Raw genomic sequence first — 19,137 nt, 5'->3', positions numbered from 1 at the left:
GGGCGGATCAGGGAGAAACCGGCGTGGGGACCCAAGCTACCGAGCGGTCGCAAGACCTAGAGCCACACGGTCGCCCACGCCGGGCTCTCGGCACCTAAAGTGCCAGATCGGCAAGAGATAAGAGCCACGCCATGCGTGGCTGCGTTTGGCGCGATGCCGGCACCGCGCCAGCCACCCATGGGGTGGCTCTACCTTGCGTCGGCCAGCGAGGTGAGGCGGAGGGTGCGGCGCAGGGTCGGCAGGTCCGCTTTACTGCGCAGGCGGATGGTGACCGTCTCGCCCGGTACCAGGTCCAGCGCGTTGTCGTCCAGGGTGGCATCCACGCCGTCGAAGTCGATCCACAGCGCACGCACCAGCTTCGGCGCACGCAGGGTCAGCACGGCACCCTCGCCGTCCGCGCGCAGCGTGCTGTCGATCTTCGCCGGTGACAGCGCCAACGCCTTGGCCGGTGCGAAATACACCACCTGCTGCGACAACAGCGTGGCGCCATCGAACAGCTCGACTACCGCAACCGTGCGGGTGGGATCGGCGCCCTTCAACAGGTCCGCGTCGGCGAATCGCCCCACCTCCAGCGCGGACAACGGCGGAAGTGCCACGGTATGCCGCTGCTCATTGCGCAGCGCGCCATCGAGATCCATCACCCGCATCCGCCACGTCGCCTGCAGGCCCTGCTGACGATCGTTGAGCAGGCTCACCCGGGTCACGCCTTCGTCGCGCAGTGCGGCCACCGCGTGGTCGGCGAAGAATCGTTTGGCGTGGAAGTGCAGCGCTTTCCAGCGGCCGGCGTAGTCGATGCTGGACCACGAGGCGCCCGGCCACACATCGTTGAGCTGCCAGTACAGCGAGCCCATCGTGTACGGCCTGGAGGCGCGGTGATGCAGCGCGGCGAGCTGGATGCCGTCGGCCTGCATCACCTGGCTCAGATACACGAACGCAGGGAAGTCGCGCGGCGTGCCGTACTCCTCCTCGATGTACTTGAGCAGGCGCTGGTTGCCCTCGCCTGCCATGAATTTCTGGTGCGCGCGCACCGTCGGGCTGTCCACCTGCTGCTCGGCGGCGGGAATGATGCCGTCCAGCGTGCGCAGCACCGGCCAGGCCTGCAGCCCGTACTCGGACATGAAGCGCGGCGTTTCGTGCAGGTAGGCGGTGACCGGCAGGGCCGGATTGCCCCACACCTGCCAGTAGTGCTTGTCGCCGCGGGTGGAATCGTTGGCCTTCTCGTCCAGGTCGTTGCTCGGCGAGCTCGACCAGTACGGCACGCCCAACCCCTCCTCGGCCACCACCTGGCGCAGGTCATTGCCGAACAGGTCCACGTAGCCCTGCCAGACCTTCGCGGCGAACGCGGGATCGGCGGCGGTCAGGTCGCGGCCGTGGCCCCAGTCCTTCCACGCGGTTTCTTCTTCGTTGTTGCCACACCACAGCACCACGCTGGGGTGATGTCGCAGGCGCCGCACGTTGTCGCGCGCCTCGGCGACCACGTTCGCGCGGAAGTCCGGGTCGTAGCCGGGCTGCATGCCGCCCCCGAACATGAAGTCCTGCCAGACCAGCAGACCGAGTTCGTCGGCGATGTCGAAGAACACGTCATCTTCGTAGTAGCCGCCGCCCCAGTTGCGCAGCATGTTCATGTTGGCATCGCGCGCAGCGGTCAGCTCACGCCGGATCCGCGCCGCGTCCACGCGCGCCGGGAACATGTCGAACGGGATCACGTTGGCGCCCTTGGCGAAGATCGGCACGCCGTTGATCACGAATGCGAACCCCTGCCCGCCGTTGCGGTCCACTTCCCGGCGCAGCTCGACGGTGCGAAGGCCGGTGCGCTGCTCGATGCGGGTCGCGTCCGTCGTGCCAGGGGCCAGCGTGGCGCGCACGGTGTAGCGCGCCTGCTCGCCCTGCCCGGCCGGCCACCAGCGCCGTGGCTGCGGTAGCGCGACCGGCATGACGATCCGGTTGTCACCGGCCTTGAGCAGGGCCTTGCGGTCGATGCGCGCCACGCGCTTGCCGTCCGGATCCAGCACCTCGACCTGCACCGCTGCAGTGCCGACGGCAGCACTCTCCACCTCCACCGCAACCTCAAGGTCCGCCCGCGTCGCATCCAGGGCGCGGGTCTGCACGGTCAGCGCGGTCAGGCGCTGCGCGTCCCAGCTCTCCAGTTGCACTGGGCGCCAGATGCCGGCGGTCACGTATCGCGGGCCCCAGTCCCAGCCGAAGTGGTAGCCCGGCTTGCGCACGAAATTGCCGACCATCGCGTCTTTTGGCTCATCGCCATAGGGCGAGGGATAGTTGCCGGCGATCTTGTGCGGCATCGCCTGCACGCCCGGCAGCAGGGTGCGGATCGGCGAGCGCAGCGCGATGCGCAGTTCATTGCCGCGCGCGCGCAGCTTCCCGTCGACCCGGGCCCGCCAGGTGCGATGGCTGTTGTCGGCCTGCAGCAGTGGCTGACCGTTGAGGGTGACCGTGGCGAACGTGTCGAGCCCGTCGAACGCCAGCTCGGCATGCGCACGGGCGAGCGTGCCGGCATCCACGTCGAACCGTGCGCGGTACTCCCAATCGGCCAGGCCGATCCACTGCAGCCCGGCCTCCGGGGCGCCGACGTAGGGATCCGGAATCTGCCCCTGCGCCAGCAGGTCGGTGTGCACGGCGCCGGGCACCTGCGCCGGGCGCCACTGTTGCAGGCCAGGATGCGCGGCACCGCGCGCGTCGCCGGGTAGCAGGCGGAATGACCACTCCGCCGCCAGCGGGGCGGCTGCCACGGGCAGTGCCCAGGCGGCCAGCAGGACCAGCATCAGCCAGCAGGCCGGTGCAACGACATGGAGACGGCTGTGCGTGCGCATTGGGGATCTGCCTGGCTGCGGGAGCAGCCGACCAACGGTCGGCTCTACCGGGGTTGGTGCAGCCGACCAACGGTCGGCTCTACCGGGTTGGTGCAGCCGACCAACGGTCGGCTCTACCGGGTTGGGGTAGCCGACCGGCGGTCGGCTACCGATTCAACGCACTACGTTGAGCACTTCGTAGCACGCGCCCATGGTGTGGTAGTCGGTCTTGCCGGCCGGGCTCTTCTCATCGCTGTACTTGCGGTTGTCCGCGTCCAGGATGCGATACCAGGCGCCGTAGCGATGATCGATCATGTGCTGCCAGGCGTAGCCCCACAGTTTGTCGTACCAGTCCCAGTACACGGCGTCGCCGGTGCGCTTGGCCAGCAGCGCGGCGGTGGCCAGCGATTCGGCCTGCACCCAGAAGTACTTGTCGTCATCGCACACGCTGCCGTCCGGGGCGAACCCGTAGTACAGCCCGCCGCGTTCGGCGTCCCAGCTGCGTTCCACCGCCACATCGAACAGATGCCGCGCGGTCGGCACGAGCCAGTCGGCCTGTACGTGGCGATCCAGGATCAGCAGCAGCTTGGCCCACTCGGTCTGATGGCCCGGCTGGAAACCCCAGGGGCGGAACAGGTGCTTGGGATTGTCACGGTTGTAGTTCCAGTCGATCTGCCACTGGGTGTCGTAGTGCTCCCACACCAGCCCGTCGCCCTGCGCCGCCTGGCGGCGGGTCATGTGGTCGGCCAGCAGCAGCGCACGTTCCAGGTACCGCTCCTCGCCACTGGCCTCGAATGCAGCCAGCATCGCTTCGCACATGTGCATGTTGGCGTTCTGGCCGCGGTAATCGCTGAAGGTCCAGTCGGCGTCGGCTTCGTCCTTGTACAGGCCGAACGCCGGCTCCCAGAAGCGCGTCTCCAGCAGCTGCCAGGTCTCGTCCATCCACGCACGGGCCTCGTTGACGCCGGCCTTCAGCGCGCAGCTGTAGGCCAGCAGCACGAACGCCACGCCGTAGCAGTGGTTGGTCGCATCTTCGACCACACCATCGCGCAGCGTCCAGGCGTAACCGCCGGTCGCCGGGTTGCGATGCACCTCGCGCAGGTAGCGGAGGCCGTGTTCGGCTGCGGCCAGATCTTCCGGCTTGCCAAACTCGCGGTAGGCCATGGCGTGGTTGAACACGAACCGGGTGCTGCTGACCAGATGACGATGGCTGGCGTCGTAGACGCTGCCATCGTCACGGTAGTAATGGAAGAAACCGCCCTTGGGGTCGATTTCATGCGGCTGGTAGAACGCCATCGTCTGCGCGATATGGGCGCGCAGGAACGCGGGCGAGCGGAAATCGGGGGTCGGCGGAACCGGCGTGGTCATGCGGCGTCATCCTGTTGTTGCTGGAGCAGGTGCTGGACTTCATCACGGCTCGGCATCGCGGCGAAGGCGCCCTTGCGGGTGACCGCGAGCGCACCGACGGCCGCACCGAAGCGGATCGCCTCCACCAGCCCGGCAGGGTCCTGGCAGAAGGCGGCAAAGCCCGTCCCGTCGCCACCGCGCTCGCCGATGCCGAACAGCAGCCCGCCAACAAAGGCATCGCCCGCCGCAGTGGAATCGACCGTGGTGACGCGGAAGCCGGTGAGCACGCCGTGGGTGTGTCGGGTATGCCAGCGGATCGGCGCGGCACCGTCGGTGATCACCACCGCCTGCGCCTGCGCGGCGAGCAGGCGCTCGACCACGGCGGCGTCACCGCCCGGCACCGAGGCCGCCAGATATTCGAGTTCTTCGCGCGAGAGCTTGACCAGATCGGCCAGCGACAGCGCTTCCCACAACCGCGGCAGCGGGTCGACACCGGTCGGCCACAGCGCCGGGCGCAGGTTGAGGTCGAGGCTGACCATCGCACCGGCCTGGCGCGCGCGGCGCATGCCCTCCAATGTCGCCTCGGCGATCTCGGCCTCGGTCAGGCTGTTGGAACACACATGGAAGCTGCGCGTCCCGTCGAAGCAGTTCGGGTGGAAATGCGCACTGCGGAACAGCAGGTCCGCCGCCGGCGGGCGGTAGAAGCTGAAGCTGCGCTCGCCGCTGGCATCCAGGGCAACGAAGGCCAGCGCGGTCTTGGCCGCGTCGGTGCGTACGATGCAGTCCGTCGCCACGCCGGCACTGGCCAGGCTCTCGGCGAGGAAGTCGCCGAACATGTCCTGGCCGAGCATGCCGGCAAAATGGGTGTCCGCCCCAAGCCGCGCCGCAGCAACGGCGACGTTGGCGGGCGCACCGCCGGCATACTGCAGGAAGGCACGCGGGGTGTCCGGGGTGGCCGGTGGCTGGGCAAGTAGATCGATCAAAATCTCGCCGAAACAAACAATCTTGGACATCGTGGCCTCAAGCTCCCTGGCGGATTCCAGCGGCCGGGCGCGAGCCCCACAGGCCGTAGAAGATGATGTAGCCGTAGCACAGCAGCGGCAGGATGAAGGACGGCTGCAGGCCGATATGGTCGGCCAGCTTGCCCTGCAGGACCGGGATCAGCGCCCCGCCGACGATCGCCATGATCAGCAGGCTCGACGCCTTGGTGGTCAGCGTGCCCAGGCGTTCGATGCTCAGCGCGAAGATCGTCGGGAACATGATCGAGTTGAACAGGCCGATCGCCACCACCGAGTACAGCGCCACCTGCCCCTGGGTGAGCATGGTCAGCGCCAGCAGCGCCACGTTCATGCTGGCGAACAGGGTCAGCAGCAGGCGCGGCGAGAAGCGGGTCATGATGGCCGAACCGGCAAAGCGGCCGATCATCGCCATCGTCCAGTACGCAGAGACGTAATGCGTGGCCTGCTGTTCGCTGAAGCCGCCGATGTTCGGCAGCGACAGGTAGTTCACCAGCACGCTGCCGACCGCCACTTCCGCACCCACGTAGAAGAAGATGCCGAGCACGCCGAACCGGACGTGGCGGTGACGCAGCGCCTCCATCAGGGTGTGCTTGTCGCTGCTGTTCTGCTCGGTCGTCTCATTCAGTGCCGGCAGGCGGAACAGATAGACGAACACGGCAAGCAGGACCAGCGCGATTGCCAGGCCGACATACGGGCCCTGCACCGACTGGGCTTCCTGGGTGCGATAGGCCAGCTGTTCGGCCATCGGCAGCACATTGATCTCGTCCGCACTCTTGACGGTGTTGCCCAGGATGAGCAGGCCACCGAAGATCGGCGCGATCGCGGTCCCCAGCGAGTTCAGCGCCTGGGCCAGGGTCAGTCGGCTCGACGCCGTCTGTTCCGGACCGAGCAGCGCCACATACGGGTTGGCCGCCACCTGCAGGACAGTGATACCCGTGGCCAGCACGAACAGCGCACCCAGGAAGGCTTCATACACGCGCAGCTCGGCCGCGGGCCAGAAGCCGAGCGCGCCCACTGCGGCGATGGCAAGGCCGGCCACGATGCCGTTCTTGTAGCCCAGCCGTGCGACCAGGCGACTGGCCGGCACCGACATCAGGAAGTACGCGCCGAAGAAGGTGAACTGCACCAGCATCGCGCGGGCGTAGGTCAGATCGAACACGGCCTTCAGATGCGGGATCAGGATGTCATTGAGGCAGGTGAGGAAGCCCCACATGAAGAAGATCGTGGTCGCCACGGCCAGCGCAACGCGCGTGTTCACCACGGGCGCGGCGGAGGATGAGGATGGGAGGCGGGGCGTTGGAGAGATGGGCATTCAGGTACGCGCCTCAGTGCGCGAGCAGGTGATTGGGGGAGCCATCAGACAGTCATCGCGCCGCTGCTCTCGCGGACGCGGAGCTGGACCGGTGCAACGGTACGGGCCGGTGCGGCGTCGGGATGATCCAGACGCAGCAGCAGCAGTTCGGCTGCCTGTCGCCCGCGTTCGCGCGGGTTGACGGTCAGCGTGGTCAGCGGCGGCGATGCCACCGAGGCCTCGGAAATATCATCGAAACCGGTCACCGCGAAATCGCGGCCCGGCTGCACGCCACGCGATGCCAGGCCCAGCATCAGACCCAGCGCGACGCTGTCGTTGTAGCAGACCGCTGCGGTCGGCACGGCATCCAGCGCGAACAGCTCGCCGGTGCGCGCGGCCGCATCCAGGCGGCTGGGCGAGGTTTCGATCAGCCACTCCGGCTGCACCGGCATGCCGGCTTCCACCAGGGCCTGCGCATAGCCGGTGCGGCGCTGATGGCAGGAACTGGACACCGCATGACCGCCATAGAACGCGATGCGGCGGTGGCCCTGCTCGATCAGATGCCGCGTGGCCAGATAGGCACCCTGCTGGTTGTCCAGGGTCAGGAAGTCCCAGTCGGCACCGGGCAGCTCGCGGTTGAACAGCAGCACGTTGGCGTGCCCGAGCACCTGGCGCAGCTGCCCGGCATCGCTGCCTTCGGCGGGCGACAGGATCAGCCCGGCCGGCATGTGCTCCATCAACGTGGTCAGCACTGCCTGCTGCCGCTCCGGCGATTCACCGGTGCTGCCAAGCAGGGTCACGAAGCCCTTGCCGCCCAGCGCTTCGTCCACCCCGGAGGCGAACTCGGCGAAGAACGGGTTGGACAGGTCGTTGATGACCAGCGCCACGCTGGACGAGGTACGCCGGCGCAGATTGGCCGCGCCACGGTTGTAGACATAGCGCTGGCGCCGCAGTTCGGCCTCCACCTTGGCACGGGTGTCGACATTCACCAGCGGGCTGCCACGCAACACCAGCGAGACGGTCGCGCGCGACACGCCGATCGCTTCGGCGATGTCGGTCACGGTGACCGCGCGCGTGCCTTTGCCGGCGGGGGTGGCCTTGTCTTTCATCGGGTCGTCGGGTTCCTCAAGCAAGGTGCAAGCCTAAACGATCGCATTGACCAGCGGTCCGTGCCCCGTGCCGGCGGTCAGCCCCGATGGGCTGGCCACGGCACGGGCCGGTGCGTGGCTCATTCGAGCACCGCGCCCGGGGTGGCGCAGAACGAGGCCGGCAGCGCCTCGGCCTGGGTGCCCCAGCCGTTCTCCGGCGCGGTGCCGCCCAGCGCGAAGGCGATGGTGCCACCGCGCTGCAGCTGCGCCCAGTCCAGCCACACCGGCGCATGCGCGCGGCCATCGACCTGGACATTCTGGACGTACTGCAGCTTGCGGCCGTCGGCGCCCGGTGCCTTCAGGGTGAGCGTCCTGCCCTGGCCCAGATCGATCTCGGCGCGGGCGAAGCGCGGGGTATGCAGCAGGAACTCGCCGCTGCCCGGCACGGCCGGGTACAGGCCGAGCGCGCTGAACAGGTACCAGGCCGACATCGTGCCCAGGTCATCGTTGCCGGTGACCCCGTTGGGCGCGTTGGTGAACAGCTGCTGCGCGGCGCGCACCACGGTGGCGGTCTTCCACGGCTGGCCGATCAGCGTGTACATCCACGGCGCATGCAGGTCCGGCTCGTTGTTCGGGTTGTAGCGGTACTGGTTGTAGTAGCTGTACGGGCCAACCACCCATTCCTTGCGTGCGGCGGTCAGCGGCGAGGTCACCAGCGCGTCGTAGGCGAAGAACGTGTCCAGGCGGCGAGCGGCCTGCTCGCGGCCGTGCATGGCCTGGACCAGGCCCGGCACGTCCTGCTGCGCCAGCCACTGGTACTGCCACGCAGTGCCTTCATGGAAGCCATGGTGCGAGCGCGGGCTGTACTTGCCATCGGCCGGCAGGTACCACGCCCCATCCTCCATGCGCGGCCGCGGGAAGCCGTTGAAATCGCCCTCCTCGTCACGCACCGACGGGTCCCACACCTTGCGCCAGTTGCGGCCGCGCTCACGCAGCACGCCGGCATCGGCGGCATGGCCGAGGCCATCGGCCATCTGTGCCAGCGCGCAGTCGGCCAGTGCGTACTCCAGCGTTGCCGAGCCACCGTGGTGCGGGTCCACGTCCATGCCCTTGGAGGGGAAGGCGCGGTCGTACTGCACGTAGCCGTTGGCCAGGTAGCTGGGGTTGCCCGAACGGCCCGCATGACGCGAGTTCATCGGCGGCACTTCGAACGCGTTCTTGCGCAGCGCGGTGTAGGCCTCGCCCTCGCGGCCGGCCAGCGCGCCGAAACGCCACAGGTCGACCAGGAACGGCGTCACCGGATCACCGGTCATCACGTTGGTTTCGAAGTTGGCATAGCCCCAGCGCGGCAGCCAACCGCCCTGCGCCTCGATGGCCAGCAGCGTGCGGCCGATGTCGCGCGCGACCTCCGGCTTGGTCAGGGCCAGCCACTGGTTCTGCGCGCGGTAGGTATCCCACAGCGAGAAGTACTCGTAGTAGGTCCAGCCGTCAGCGCGATGGATGTTGTCGTCGTAGCCACGGTAACGGCCGTCGGCATCGCTGCCGGTCAGTGGCTGCAGCAGCGCGTGGTACAGCGCGGTGTAGAGCACGGTACGGTCATCGTTGCTGCCGCCCTGCACACGCACGGCCGCCAGTTCCTTGCGCCACTGCTGCTGTGCCATCTGCCGCATCTGGTCGAAACCAAGCAGGCGGTCGCCCTGCATGCCATCGCTGCGCAGGTTGGCGCGCGCGCCTTCGGCATCCACGTGGGAGATCGCGCTGACCGCGGTCACCGCGCGGCCCTTGCCCAGGTCGAAGCTGAGCCAGGCGCCACTCGGCTTGAGCTCACCTTCCATGCCATGGCGGGCGCCGGGCAGGCCACCGCCCTCGCCCCAGGTGCCGAACGACTTGAACGGGCGGTCGAACTCGATGCGGAACCACGTGGTGTACTGATGGCCACCGCAGAAGCTCTTGGTGACCAGCTTGCCTTCCACGGCGCGGTCGCCGACCACATCGACCACGCTGCCGATCACCGAATGGCGCTCGTTGGCCTGGCCGAGGTTCACCAGCACGTGGCCGGTGCCTGCATCGGCGGCGAAGGTGTAACGCTCGGCCGCGGCACGGGTGCGTGCGGTGGCTTCGGCATCGATGCCGCCGTAGTTGGTCAGGCGCACCTTGTAGTAGCCCGCCTGCCCGACTTCGCCATCGTGGGTATAGCTGGAGGCGTAGCGCTTGTGATCGAAGCTCTTGGCGTCGTCGGTATTGAAGTCGCCGCCCGGGCCGATGCTGCCGGTCACCGGCAGGACCGAGACCTGGCCGCCCTGCTCCCAGCAGCCCGCACCGGAGAGGAAGGAATGCCCGAAACCCCGGATCTTCGGATCGTCGTAGCGCCACCCGGCGTAGTGCTCACCGATCGGGCTGACCTGGATCAGGCCGAACGGCGCCGAGGCACCCGGGAACGTATTGCCATCGTCCTTGCTGCCGATGAAGGTGTTGACCTCGCGCTCCAGCGCGGCGGGCGCGGCCTGCAGCATCAGCGGCGCGCAGCTCAGCGCCAGCAGGCAGGCCAGGCCGGCGAGCGGGCGGCGGCGGGCCGGGATGGCGCCGGCGGCGGAAACGACGGAAGGACGGTGAGAAAGACGGGTCACGGACACGGACTCCTTGGCGGACGTGGCGGCAGCGCGAACCAGTGGCGGCGGGCGCCTCTAATTCCCTGGACTGGGCGACCCAATCCACACCCCGGTGAATTTAGATCGATTTAAGTAAAGCACGGGAATTTCAATCGATGCATTCTGCGCTGCAACATCGAGGACCGGTCGCCAGCACCCCGCCCTGCCCGAGCCTGCGCAGTGCCTGGCAGTGCCCGGTGCCGAGGGCCGACATTCCGCCTCATCGGCCGATATAGCGGGCTGAAGCCCCGGACCCAGCAACATCGCGGGATCGGCCCGGGTCAAGCGAAAGCACGCCCCGCGTCCATATTGCGGAGCAGCATGCTTCCCTCGCGCGGTCGTGCTAAAAATCCCCCGCCAATCGTTTAGATCGATCCAACTTAAAACGGTCACGATTGCCGGAAGTGGGGAGCCGGGGGACTGCCCCACGCGATGCATGCGGGACGCGCCAGGCAACTCGACGCTCGAGATAATTTGGCTCCACCTATTAGATCGATTCAAAGAATTCGTATCGCCACCGTTTCAATCCAGGAGAGGGAGAGAGTGGAATGAAGATGTCACGCATGCACCGCCGCGTTGCGTTGTCCGCGGCCATTGCCAGCGCGTTGGCCACGGCCGTCGTGCCGGCCGCGCTCGCGCAGCAAGCCACCCCGGCCACGGGTACACCCGATGCCACCACGCTCGACAGCGTGACCGTCACCGGCTACCGCTACGCCATCGAAAAGAGTCTGCAGCAGAAGCGCGACGCCAACGCCGTGGTGGAAGTGATCACCGCCGAAGACGTGGGCAAGTTCCCCGACAAGAACGTCGCCGACGCGCTGCAGCGCGTGCCTGGCGTGGTCATCGAGCGCAGCGGTGGCGAAGGCAAGACCGTCAGTGTGCGCGGCCTCGCTCCGGACCTGACCCTGACCCAGTTGAACGGCAACTACGTGGCGACCTCGGAAACCAACAACGAGGCCACCCGTTCGTTCAACTACACGCTGCTGCCGGCCAACATGCTTTCCAGCGCCGAGCTGTTCAAATCGCCGGAGGCCCGCCTGGATGAAGGCGGCATCGGCGGCACCGTGATCCTGCACACGCGTCGCCCGCTCGACATGGAAGCCAACTCCGGCTACGTGAACCTGGAGGGCACCTCCTCGGACACCAGCCACGACGTGGATCCGCAGACGTCGGCGCTGTACTCCTGGCACAGCAAGGATGAGCGCTTCGGCGTGCTGGTCGGCGCGACCAAGCAGACCCGCACCAGCCGTACCATGCAGGCGAGCACCGAGGACTACCAGTGGTACGGCAACGGTACCGACGCGGTGGATGCCTACGGCAATCCGCAGCTGCAGGACGGTATCCACTACTGGTGGGGCCAGTCCGGCTTCAATGACCAGAGCGGGCGCAACTACAGCGAATTCTTCATGCCGACCTCGGTGAACTTCGCCGTCAAGGAAGAAAAGCGCGAGCGCACCGGTGGCCAGTTGACCTTCCAGTTCAAGCCGACCGACAACCTGACGCTGACCGCCAATTACTTCCGCTTCGAGCTGGAAGGCAATTACACCCAGAACATGTTGAAGATCCCGGAATGGAACCTCGCCCGCTTCAACGGCGACGGCAACTGGGACGGCGGCCGCCTGCTCAACGGGCTGAACTTCGACCCCTCCGGCAGCATCGTGACCGGCGCGCAGTACGAAAAGCTGGCTGGCAAGACGTATTACTGCAGCGAAGAACAGGCTGCGGCCGCCGGCATGGCGCCGGGCGGCTGGGGTCCGGACGACTGCACCATCCCCACCCCGCAGCTGACCGGTACCTACAGCAAGGAAAAGGCGCTCTCGCAGACCGGTGACCTGACCGTCGAGTGGGATATCAGCCCGCTGTGGAAGGCCTCCTTCACCGGTGGCCGCACCTGGTCCGAAGGTGGCCCGTCGATGAACTTCGGCATGTCCGCCAAGCCGCGCCGCCAGGTCGACGGTGTGTGGCAGTCCGGCAACACCTACAGCGCATGGGATCTGACCGGTACGCCGAGCGCCACCTTCTCGCCGAACCTGCAGGACCAGTTGATGGCCGGCATCGCCGAGATCGACACCGGTTCGACCGGCTCGTCGTGGATGCAGACCGAGGTCAAGCAGAACTACTTCCAGGCCGACTTCACCAAGCTGTTTGAAAGCGGCTGGCTGGACTCCATCCAGTTCGGTGCCAAGTACCGCGACGGCGATGTGCACCGCAATACCGGCAACACCTACTGGGTGTGCCAAGGCAAGGATCCGGCCGACTACGACAACAACCGTTACCAGGCCGGTTGCGATGCCACCGCCGGTGTCGCCCAGCCGGGCTTCTTCCTGTCCAACCCGATCAGCAACATCGCCGGCGGCTTCAACGCCAACGTGTTCCCGGGCATCAACTACCCGGCCTACATCAACTACCTCAACGAAAAGTACGGCGGATCGCACAGCCGCAAGGAAGAGGACTTCGTTTACAACGTCAACGAGAAGATCTACTCGGGCTACTTCCAGGCCAACTTCCGTACCGAGCGCGTGCGCGGCAACGTCGGCGTGCGCGTGGTCCGGACCAAGCAGTTCGCCGAATCCAGTGACTCGGTCGAGAAGTTCAACGACTACTTCCAGGACAACGCCGCCGGCTCGCCGATGGGCTGCAACGATCCTGCTGCCGCGCCGCTGATCGCCTCCAATACCGGCTATGTCTGCCAGAGCGGCTTCGTGCGCCTCCCGGATGGCCTGGCCCGCGAGAAAACGTACGCCTTCACCTCGATGGACAAGACCTACACGGACTTCCTGCCGAGCTTCAACATCGCCTGGGACATCACCGATACGCTGGTGCTGCGCGGTGCGGCCTCCAAGGTCATCGCACGCCCGAGCTACACCAGCATCGCTGCGCCGGGTGCGCTGAACTACATCAGCGAGGAGTACAGCAACGACCGTCGTGTCGCCGGTGGTACCGACACGCCCGGCTGGTACGGCTATGGCAGCAACAAGAACCTGGAACCGTTCGAAGCGACCCAGTTCGACGTCGGCCTGGAGTGGTACTTCAAGCCCGGCGCGGTAGCGGGCCTGGGCCTGTTCCGCAAGAACGTGGACAACTTCACGGTGCCGGTGGTCCGCGACCAGCAGATGAATGTCGGTGGCGAAACGGTCACGGTGCAGAAGTACGAGACCCAGGCCAACGGCCGCGATGGCGTCTCGCAGGGCGTGGAGCTGTACGGTCAGTACACCTTCGACACGGGCTTCGGCATCCAGGCCAACTACACCTACAACGACACCAACCTGGCCGCCATCGTGCTCGATGGCGAAGAGATCGGTTCCTCGCCGCTGGTGGGCAGCGCCAAGAACCAGGCCAACGTGACCCTCTTCTACGAGAACGAGAAGTTCCTGGCACGCGCGTCGTACAACCGCCGCGGTGAAGTCGTGGGCGGTCCGGTCAACGGCATGAGCCAGTACTCCGAACCGTACGACCAGCTGGATCTCAACGTGGCCTACAACTTCACCGAAGCGCTGACCTTCACCGCCTCGGTGCTGAACGCGACCAAGTCCGAGCAGCGCATCCATCTGGGCAACGACACCAAGGCCCGCCTGGTGTCCAACACCTACACCGGCCGCCAGCTGTACTTCGGCGTGAACTGGAAGTTCTAAGCGTTACCCGCCCCCGCCTCCGGGCGGGGCAACGGTCCTCCACGGCAGCTGCGCTTGTACAGGCGGCTGCCGTTTTTTTTAATCCAGCGCCGCGCGCAGTGCGTTGACCTGCGCCACGTCGGTGGCGGTCCAGTCCGGTGACAGTCCCATCAGGGCGGGATTGTGGTGACGCATCGCCGAGGGCTGCGTCGTCTTCGCAGAGGCGTGAAGTTCGGTGCACCCACTGCGCTCGGCGACCTCCACGGCGTTGGCCGCCGTGATTCCCGCACCAGCCATCAGTGAGATGCGGTCGCCTGCCTGCGCCACCAGGGCGGCCAGCACATCGGCACCGGCCAGCGCACTGGCCTGCCCGCCCGAACTCAGGATGCGCTGGCAGCCCAGCGTCACGATCTGCTCCAGTGCCGCCGGCAGATCACGCGCCGCATCGAAGGCACGGTGGAAGGTGATGCCGAGTGGGCCTGCTGCGGACACCAGTTCCCGGCACAACGCCATGTCGATGCCACCGTCGGCATCCAGAGCGCCGATCACCACACCGTCGCAGCCGAGCGCACGGCAGTACGCGATATCGCGCAGCATGATCTCGGCCTCCAGCGCGGTGTAGAGGAAATCGCCGGGACGCGGCCGGATCAGCACGAACAGGGGAATCTGCAGGCGCTCACGGGCGACCGCGATGCTGCCCTGCGACGGGGTCGTGCCGCCCTCGGCGAGGTTGTCGAACAGTTCGACCCGATCCGCCCCGCCGTGCTGGGCCGCCAGGGCGGAGGCCACCGAATTCGAGGCGATCTCCAGCAGCCGGCGCGGCGCGCTCACGTCTGCTCGCTCGTGTACACCGAAGCGGAATCACGCAGATCGTCCTGCCGGTCCTTGTCGCAGACCGCGTAGACGAAACCGCGGTGCAGTGCGTAGGCACCCACTTCGCCGTGCTTGTTCAGGGCGAGGAAGCAGACCTGCAGGGTCCTGCTCGCCTCGGGGCGCTTGCGCACCACCCGCGCGATCGCCTCGCGGCAGGCCTCGGCCGGCGAGCGACCCTGGCGCATCAACTCGACCACCAGGAACGAGGCCGCATTGCGGATCATTTCCTCACCCACGCCCGAAGCGGTGGCGGCACCGACCTCGTTGTCCACGTACAGGCCCGCCCCGATGATCGGGCTGTCGCCCACGCGGCCGTGCATCTTCCAGGCCATGCCACTGGTGGTGCAGGCACCGGCCAGACGCCCCTGGGCATCGATGGCGAGCATGCCCAGCGTGTCGTGGTTGCTGCTGTCACCGGGGCGGCTGCGCCGCTCGGCATTGATCTCGGGGGTGTACTGCGCGGTCTTGAGCCACTCGCGCCAGGCCTTCTCGGCTTCCGGGGTGAGCAGCTTCTTCCGCTCAAAGCCCTGCTGCACGGCGAACTGCTGCGCGCCCTCGCCGACCAGCATCACGTGCGGGGTCTGCTCCATCACCCGCCGTGCCACCGATACCGGGTGCGCGATATCACTCAGCGCCGCCACCGAACCACAGCGGCCATCGCCATCCATGATGCTGGCATCCAGGCTCAGCACGCCATCACGATCGGGATTGCCGCAGCGCCCGACCGTGGGATTGCACAGATCACTCTCGGCCCAGCGCGCACCGGCTTCCACGGCATCGAGCGCCGAACCACCGGCCGACAGCGTTTTCCAGGCGACCTGGTTGGCCCCTACGCCGAAATCCCAGGTGGACACCACCCGCGCACCGGCGGCGGAACGCGCCTGCAGCGTCGGCAGTGCGAGGGCGCCAGCGGCCAGGGCACCGGCCTGGAGAAATCGCCTGCGGTCAGTCATGGGTAGGTCTCCAGCGAACGGGCAAGGAAAGAATTACACGACGATACAGCGATGTTCCGCGTGCCAGACCGCCGCGCCAAGAACGCCCAGCTCGCCGTGGTCCACCCGCCAGATCGGCACCTGGCGCAGCACCTCGTGCATCACGCCCTTGGCCAGGAAACGCGCGCGGAAACGGCCATCACGCAGGAAGCGATCCACCCGCGTGGAGATGCCGCCCGCCAGATAGACCGAGCGCGCACCAAAGGTGGTGGCCAGGTCGCCGGCCAGGCTGCCAAGCCAGGCGCAGAACACCTCCAGCGTTTCCACCGCCACCGGATCCACGCCCTCGTGCGCGGCGGCGATCAGTGCCTCGGTGCTGGTCCAGTGCGGTGTGACGCCACGGATATCGCACAGGCAGGGATACAGGTTCATCAGGCCGCCACCGGACAGCACGCGCTCGTTGTCCACGTGGTCCCAGCGCTGCAGCAGGCGCGAGAGCACCTCCAGCTCCAACGGATTGCAGGCATTCAACGCGGCATGGCCGGCTTCACTGGCCAGCACCGGCCGCTCGCCGCCTTCAAAGCGCAGTGCCGCGCCCAGCCCGGTGCCCGGCCCCAGCACCAATGCCGGGAAGCGCGGTGCCGCGCCGGGATCGCCATTGAGGGCCACCATGGACTCCGGCGCTACGTGCGGAATCGCGTAGGCCACTGCTTCGAAATCGTTGATCAGCGCCAGCGAAGCCAGCCCCGAATCATGACGGGTCTGCGCGACCGAGACCGGCCACGGCAGATTGGTGTTGACCAGGTGATCGCCGTCCAGCAGGCCGGCAATCGCCACCACCGCATTGTCCGGCGCGGCGGGCAGCGTCGCGATGAAATCGGTCAGGATCGCGGCCAGGCTGGGGTGCTCGGCACAGGCATAGCGCTGAAGACCGCTCAGCTGTGGCGCTGCACCAGCGCGCACGCTGGCCAACGCGACGCGGGCGAAGGTACCGCCGACATCGGCCACGATCAGCGTGTCAGGGAGGGAATCCCGCGGGGCCGCCGTCCGCGCCACATCAGGTTGAGCCGGAACCGGTACCGCTGCGCTCACTCGCTTGCCTTGGTTGAATCGATTGAATCCCGGCGATTCTCAGGCATCGCCGGGGGAATGCAAAGCCGCCTGCGCCATACAGCGCCGTACTGAACCCACGGCGCCGTGATCAGGGCTTGGCGGTCTGCAGGCGGTAGCTGGTGCTGGCCGTGGCCGTCGGGCCATCGCCCTGCACGGCACGCACCTCCACCTTGTGCTCGCCTACCGGCAGGTTGGTCGGCAGCGCGCCGCGCCACAGGTGCGGCGACGGCGTGGCTTCCGGCGAGCGGTCGAAACCGCGCAGGCGCTCGGCGGTATCGTCGGCGACGTTCTCCTGCAGCAGCCGCGGATCGGGCTGCTCGACACGCTTCATCGGCTGCCAGGCGCCATCGTCCACGCGGTACTCCACCAGCGAATCGGCCTGGCCCATGAACACGTTGGCGTACACGCCCCACGCCGGATACGCGCCCTGGCGCAGCACCTTCGGCGCATGCAGGGCGATCTGGTAATCGTCCGGTGCACGCGCCACGTAATAGCGCAGGCCGTAGTCGCCACCGGGCTTGACCGACAGCACCGCATAGCCGTTCGGGGTGCCATCGCTCATGGTTGCGTCGGGGATGCCGCTGCTGTCCTTCACGCCCGACCAGAATGCCCCGCAGGCCGCGCCCACGTTGTACTCGTGCAGCGGCTTGCTGCCCTGCCAGCCTTCGGCCGCGCCGTGGTAGTAGTGCTGCTGGGTGTGGCTGTGGCCGCTGAGCACCAGCACGTTCGGGAAGTCCTTCAGCAGCGCGAACAGGCGCGTGCGATCGGCATGGCGGAACGTCTCCCGGCCGGGTGCCGCATCGAACAGCGGGATGTGCATGCCGAGCACGATCAGCCGATCACGCGGCAGGCCCTTGAGGTAATTGCCGAGGAAGGTGAACTGGTCCGCGCGCAGGCCGCCCACGTAGCTCGGCTTGGCCTTGGGGTCGTAGACCACGTCATCGAGGAACACGAAACTCGCGCCCCCCTCTTCGACCGCATAGGTATCCGGGCCGTACACGGCGCGCCAGCTGTCCAGCGAGTGCGCATCGTTGCCGGCGTCCATGTCCAGGTCATGGTTGCCCGGCACGTGGAACCACGGCACCTGCAGCTGCGCGGTGACCTTGTTGATGTCCGGGTACAGGCTCAGGTCGTCATTGACGATGTCGCCCAGGGTCGTGCCCAGTCGCGCCGGGTGTTTGCCGATGATCGGCTCGACGATGGCGCGCTGGTAGTAGCCGATGTCCTGGCGGCTGGCGGTCTGCGAATCGGTGAACACCAGCATCTCGAAACCGTTGCGTGCCGCATCGGTGCCCTTGGCCGGTTCCAGCGCGAAATCCCAGTTGCGGGTGGCGCCGCCGGTGGCGCGGATGCCGTCGTACTTCAGCTTCGGCGATCCCTGCGGCGCGTAGTGGCGCCAGTACGAGGGCAACCCGTTGGCGGCGGCCGGGAAGCGGTACTCGTCCGGCTTGATCACGAACACGGTCTGGCCCTCGCGCACCGGCAGGCTGTAGCTGCCATCGGCGGCGGTGCGCACGATCCTTTCGCCGTTGGAGACCTGCACACCGGCCAGGCCGGGATCGGTCGGGCCGCGCCCGGGCTTGCCGTCGCGCTCCTGATACACCTTGCCGGTGACGGTCGTTTCAGCAGCCCAGGCAGGCGAAGTCATCAACAGCAGGCAAGCCAGCCAGGCGGCAGTACGGGTCATCGGGGGCGGTCCGGTCGGGGGCGGGGAATTGTAGAGCCGCACATCATCGCCTGCACCGCGTTTCACCGACGTTAAACGATGTGCAGCCCTGCCCTACCCGGCGTGGCGCGCCGCCAGCACCGCGACCGCGTCGTCCAGCGACAGGCCGCGCGCACGCAGCAGCACGGTGAGGTGGAACAGCAGGTCGGCCGACTCGCCGAGCAACGCCTCGTCATCCTGCGCCACGCCGGCCAGCGCCGTCTCCACCCCCTCCTCCCCCACTTTCTGCGCGATGCGGCGGGTACCGCCATCGAATAGCGAGGTGGTGTAGCTGCCAGCCGGGCGCTGCTGCTCGCGCTCGCGCACCACGGTATCCAGCCGGCCCAGGAAGTTGCCCGGCGCCTGCGGGAAGCAGCTCTCGCTGCCGGTATGACAGGTGGGGCCGGCCGGGCGCGCACTGACCAGCACAGTGTCGTTGTCGCAGTCGATCCGTATGGCGGTCACCGCCAGCACGTTGCCGGAGGACTCGCCCTTGGTCCACAGCCGCTGCTTGCTGCGGCTGAAGAAGGTCATCTGGCCCGTGGCGAGGGTCTGCTCCAGGGAGGCCGCATTGGCATAGCCCAGCATCAACACGCGCAGCGTATCCGTGTCCTGCACCACCACCGGCAGCAGGCCATCGCCCTTGCCCCAGTCCAGCTGCGCCAACGCCTCGCGCGACGGCCGCACGTCGATGGAATTCACC

Annotated in this window: 12 protein-coding genes; 1 reads left to right on the top strand and 11 read right to left on the bottom strand. The window is 67.4% G+C overall.

Annotated elements, in window-relative coordinates:
• Positions 1-188: 188 nt before the first annotated feature.
• From NJD74_RS08220 to NJD74_RS08195, 6 genes are all read right to left on the bottom strand, one after another.
• A complete protein-coding gene (locus NJD74_RS08220) occupies positions 189-2,828 on the bottom strand; it encodes a glycoside hydrolase family 2 protein (protein WP_319623954.1) in 2,640 nt (879 codons plus the stop codon).
• A 153-nt stretch (positions 2,829-2,981) separates the two neighbouring features.
• A complete protein-coding gene (locus NJD74_RS08215) occupies positions 2,982-4,175 on the bottom strand; it encodes an AGE family epimerase/isomerase (RefSeq protein ID WP_319623953.1) in 1,194 nt (397 codons plus the stop codon).
• Positions 4,172-5,167 (bottom strand): carbohydrate kinase, encoded by a 996-nt coding sequence (locus NJD74_RS08210; protein ID WP_102788416.1) that lies wholly within the window; start codon positions 5,165-5,167, stop codon positions 4,172-4,174. Before NJD74_RS08210 ends, NJD74_RS08215 begins: the two co-directional genes overlap by 4 nt.
• Positions 5,168-5,174: 7 nt before the next feature.
• Complete coding sequence (gene fucP / locus NJD74_RS08205; RefSeq protein ID WP_102788415.1) at positions 5,175-6,485, bottom strand: L-fucose:H+ symporter permease; 1,311 nt, start codon at positions 6,483-6,485, stop codon at positions 5,175-5,177.
• A gap of 44 nt (positions 6,486-6,529) precedes the next feature.
• Complete coding sequence (locus NJD74_RS08200; protein WP_019182992.1) at positions 6,530-7,573, bottom strand: LacI family DNA-binding transcriptional regulator; 1,044 nt, start codon at positions 7,571-7,573, stop codon at positions 6,530-6,532.
• A 119-nt stretch (positions 7,574-7,692) separates the two neighbouring features.
• Positions 7,693-10,065, bottom strand: coding sequence for a GH92 family glycosyl hydrolase (locus NJD74_RS08195; protein ID WP_266085048.1), 2,373 nt, complete (start codon positions 10,063-10,065; stop codon positions 7,693-7,695).
• 683 nt (positions 10,066-10,748) lie between these two features.
• Between NJD74_RS08195 and NJD74_RS08190 the strand changes: the two genes are divergently transcribed.
• Positions 10,749-13,832 (top strand): TonB-dependent receptor, encoded by a 3,084-nt coding sequence (locus tag NJD74_RS08190; protein ID WP_019182994.1) that lies wholly within the window; start codon positions 10,749-10,751, stop codon positions 13,830-13,832.
• A gap of 78 nt (positions 13,833-13,910) precedes the next feature.
• Here the strand turns inward: NJD74_RS08190 and NJD74_RS08185 are convergent, their stop codons facing one another.
• The 5 genes from NJD74_RS08185 to hisIE form a co-directional block, all read right to left on the bottom strand.
• Positions 13,911-14,642 carry a copper homeostasis protein CutC gene (locus NJD74_RS08185; RefSeq protein ID WP_070472944.1) on the bottom strand — a complete coding sequence of 244 codons (732 nt, stop codon included), beginning with the start codon at positions 14,640-14,642 and terminating at the stop codon, positions 13,911-13,913.
• Entirely contained in the window at positions 14,639-15,637 is a 999-nt protein-coding gene (locus NJD74_RS08180; protein WP_019182996.1) for a N(4)-(beta-N-acetylglucosaminyl)-L-asparaginase, read from the bottom strand. The genes NJD74_RS08185 and NJD74_RS08180 overlap by 4 nt, the downstream gene beginning before the upstream one ends.
• Positions 15,638-15,670: 33 nt before the next feature.
• A complete protein-coding gene (locus NJD74_RS08175; protein WP_070472950.1) occupies positions 15,671-16,672 on the bottom strand; it encodes a glucokinase in 1,002 nt (333 codons plus the stop codon).
• Positions 16,673-16,817: 145 nt separating this feature from the next.
• Complete coding sequence (locus tag NJD74_RS08170; protein ID WP_319623952.1) at positions 16,818-18,416, bottom strand: calcineurin-like phosphoesterase family protein; 1,599 nt, start codon at positions 18,414-18,416, stop codon at positions 16,818-16,820.
• Positions 18,417-18,509: 93 nt separating this feature from the next.
• The gene (gene hisIE / locus NJD74_RS08165) at positions 18,510-19,136 is read right to left on the bottom strand and encodes a bifunctional phosphoribosyl-AMP cyclohydrolase/phosphoribosyl-ATP diphosphatase HisIE (protein WP_172838084.1); all 627 of its coding nucleotides are present in this window, start codon (positions 19,134-19,136) and stop codon (positions 18,510-18,512) included.
• Position 19,137: the final 1 nt, after the last annotated feature.

This window comes from Stenotrophomonas sp. RG-453 (assembly GCF_033843685.1).
Lineage (GTDB): Bacteria > Pseudomonadota > Gammaproteobacteria > Xanthomonadales > Xanthomonadaceae > Stenotrophomonas > Stenotrophomonas bentonitica_A.
This window is presented reverse-complemented; position numbering and strand designations above follow the sequence as displayed.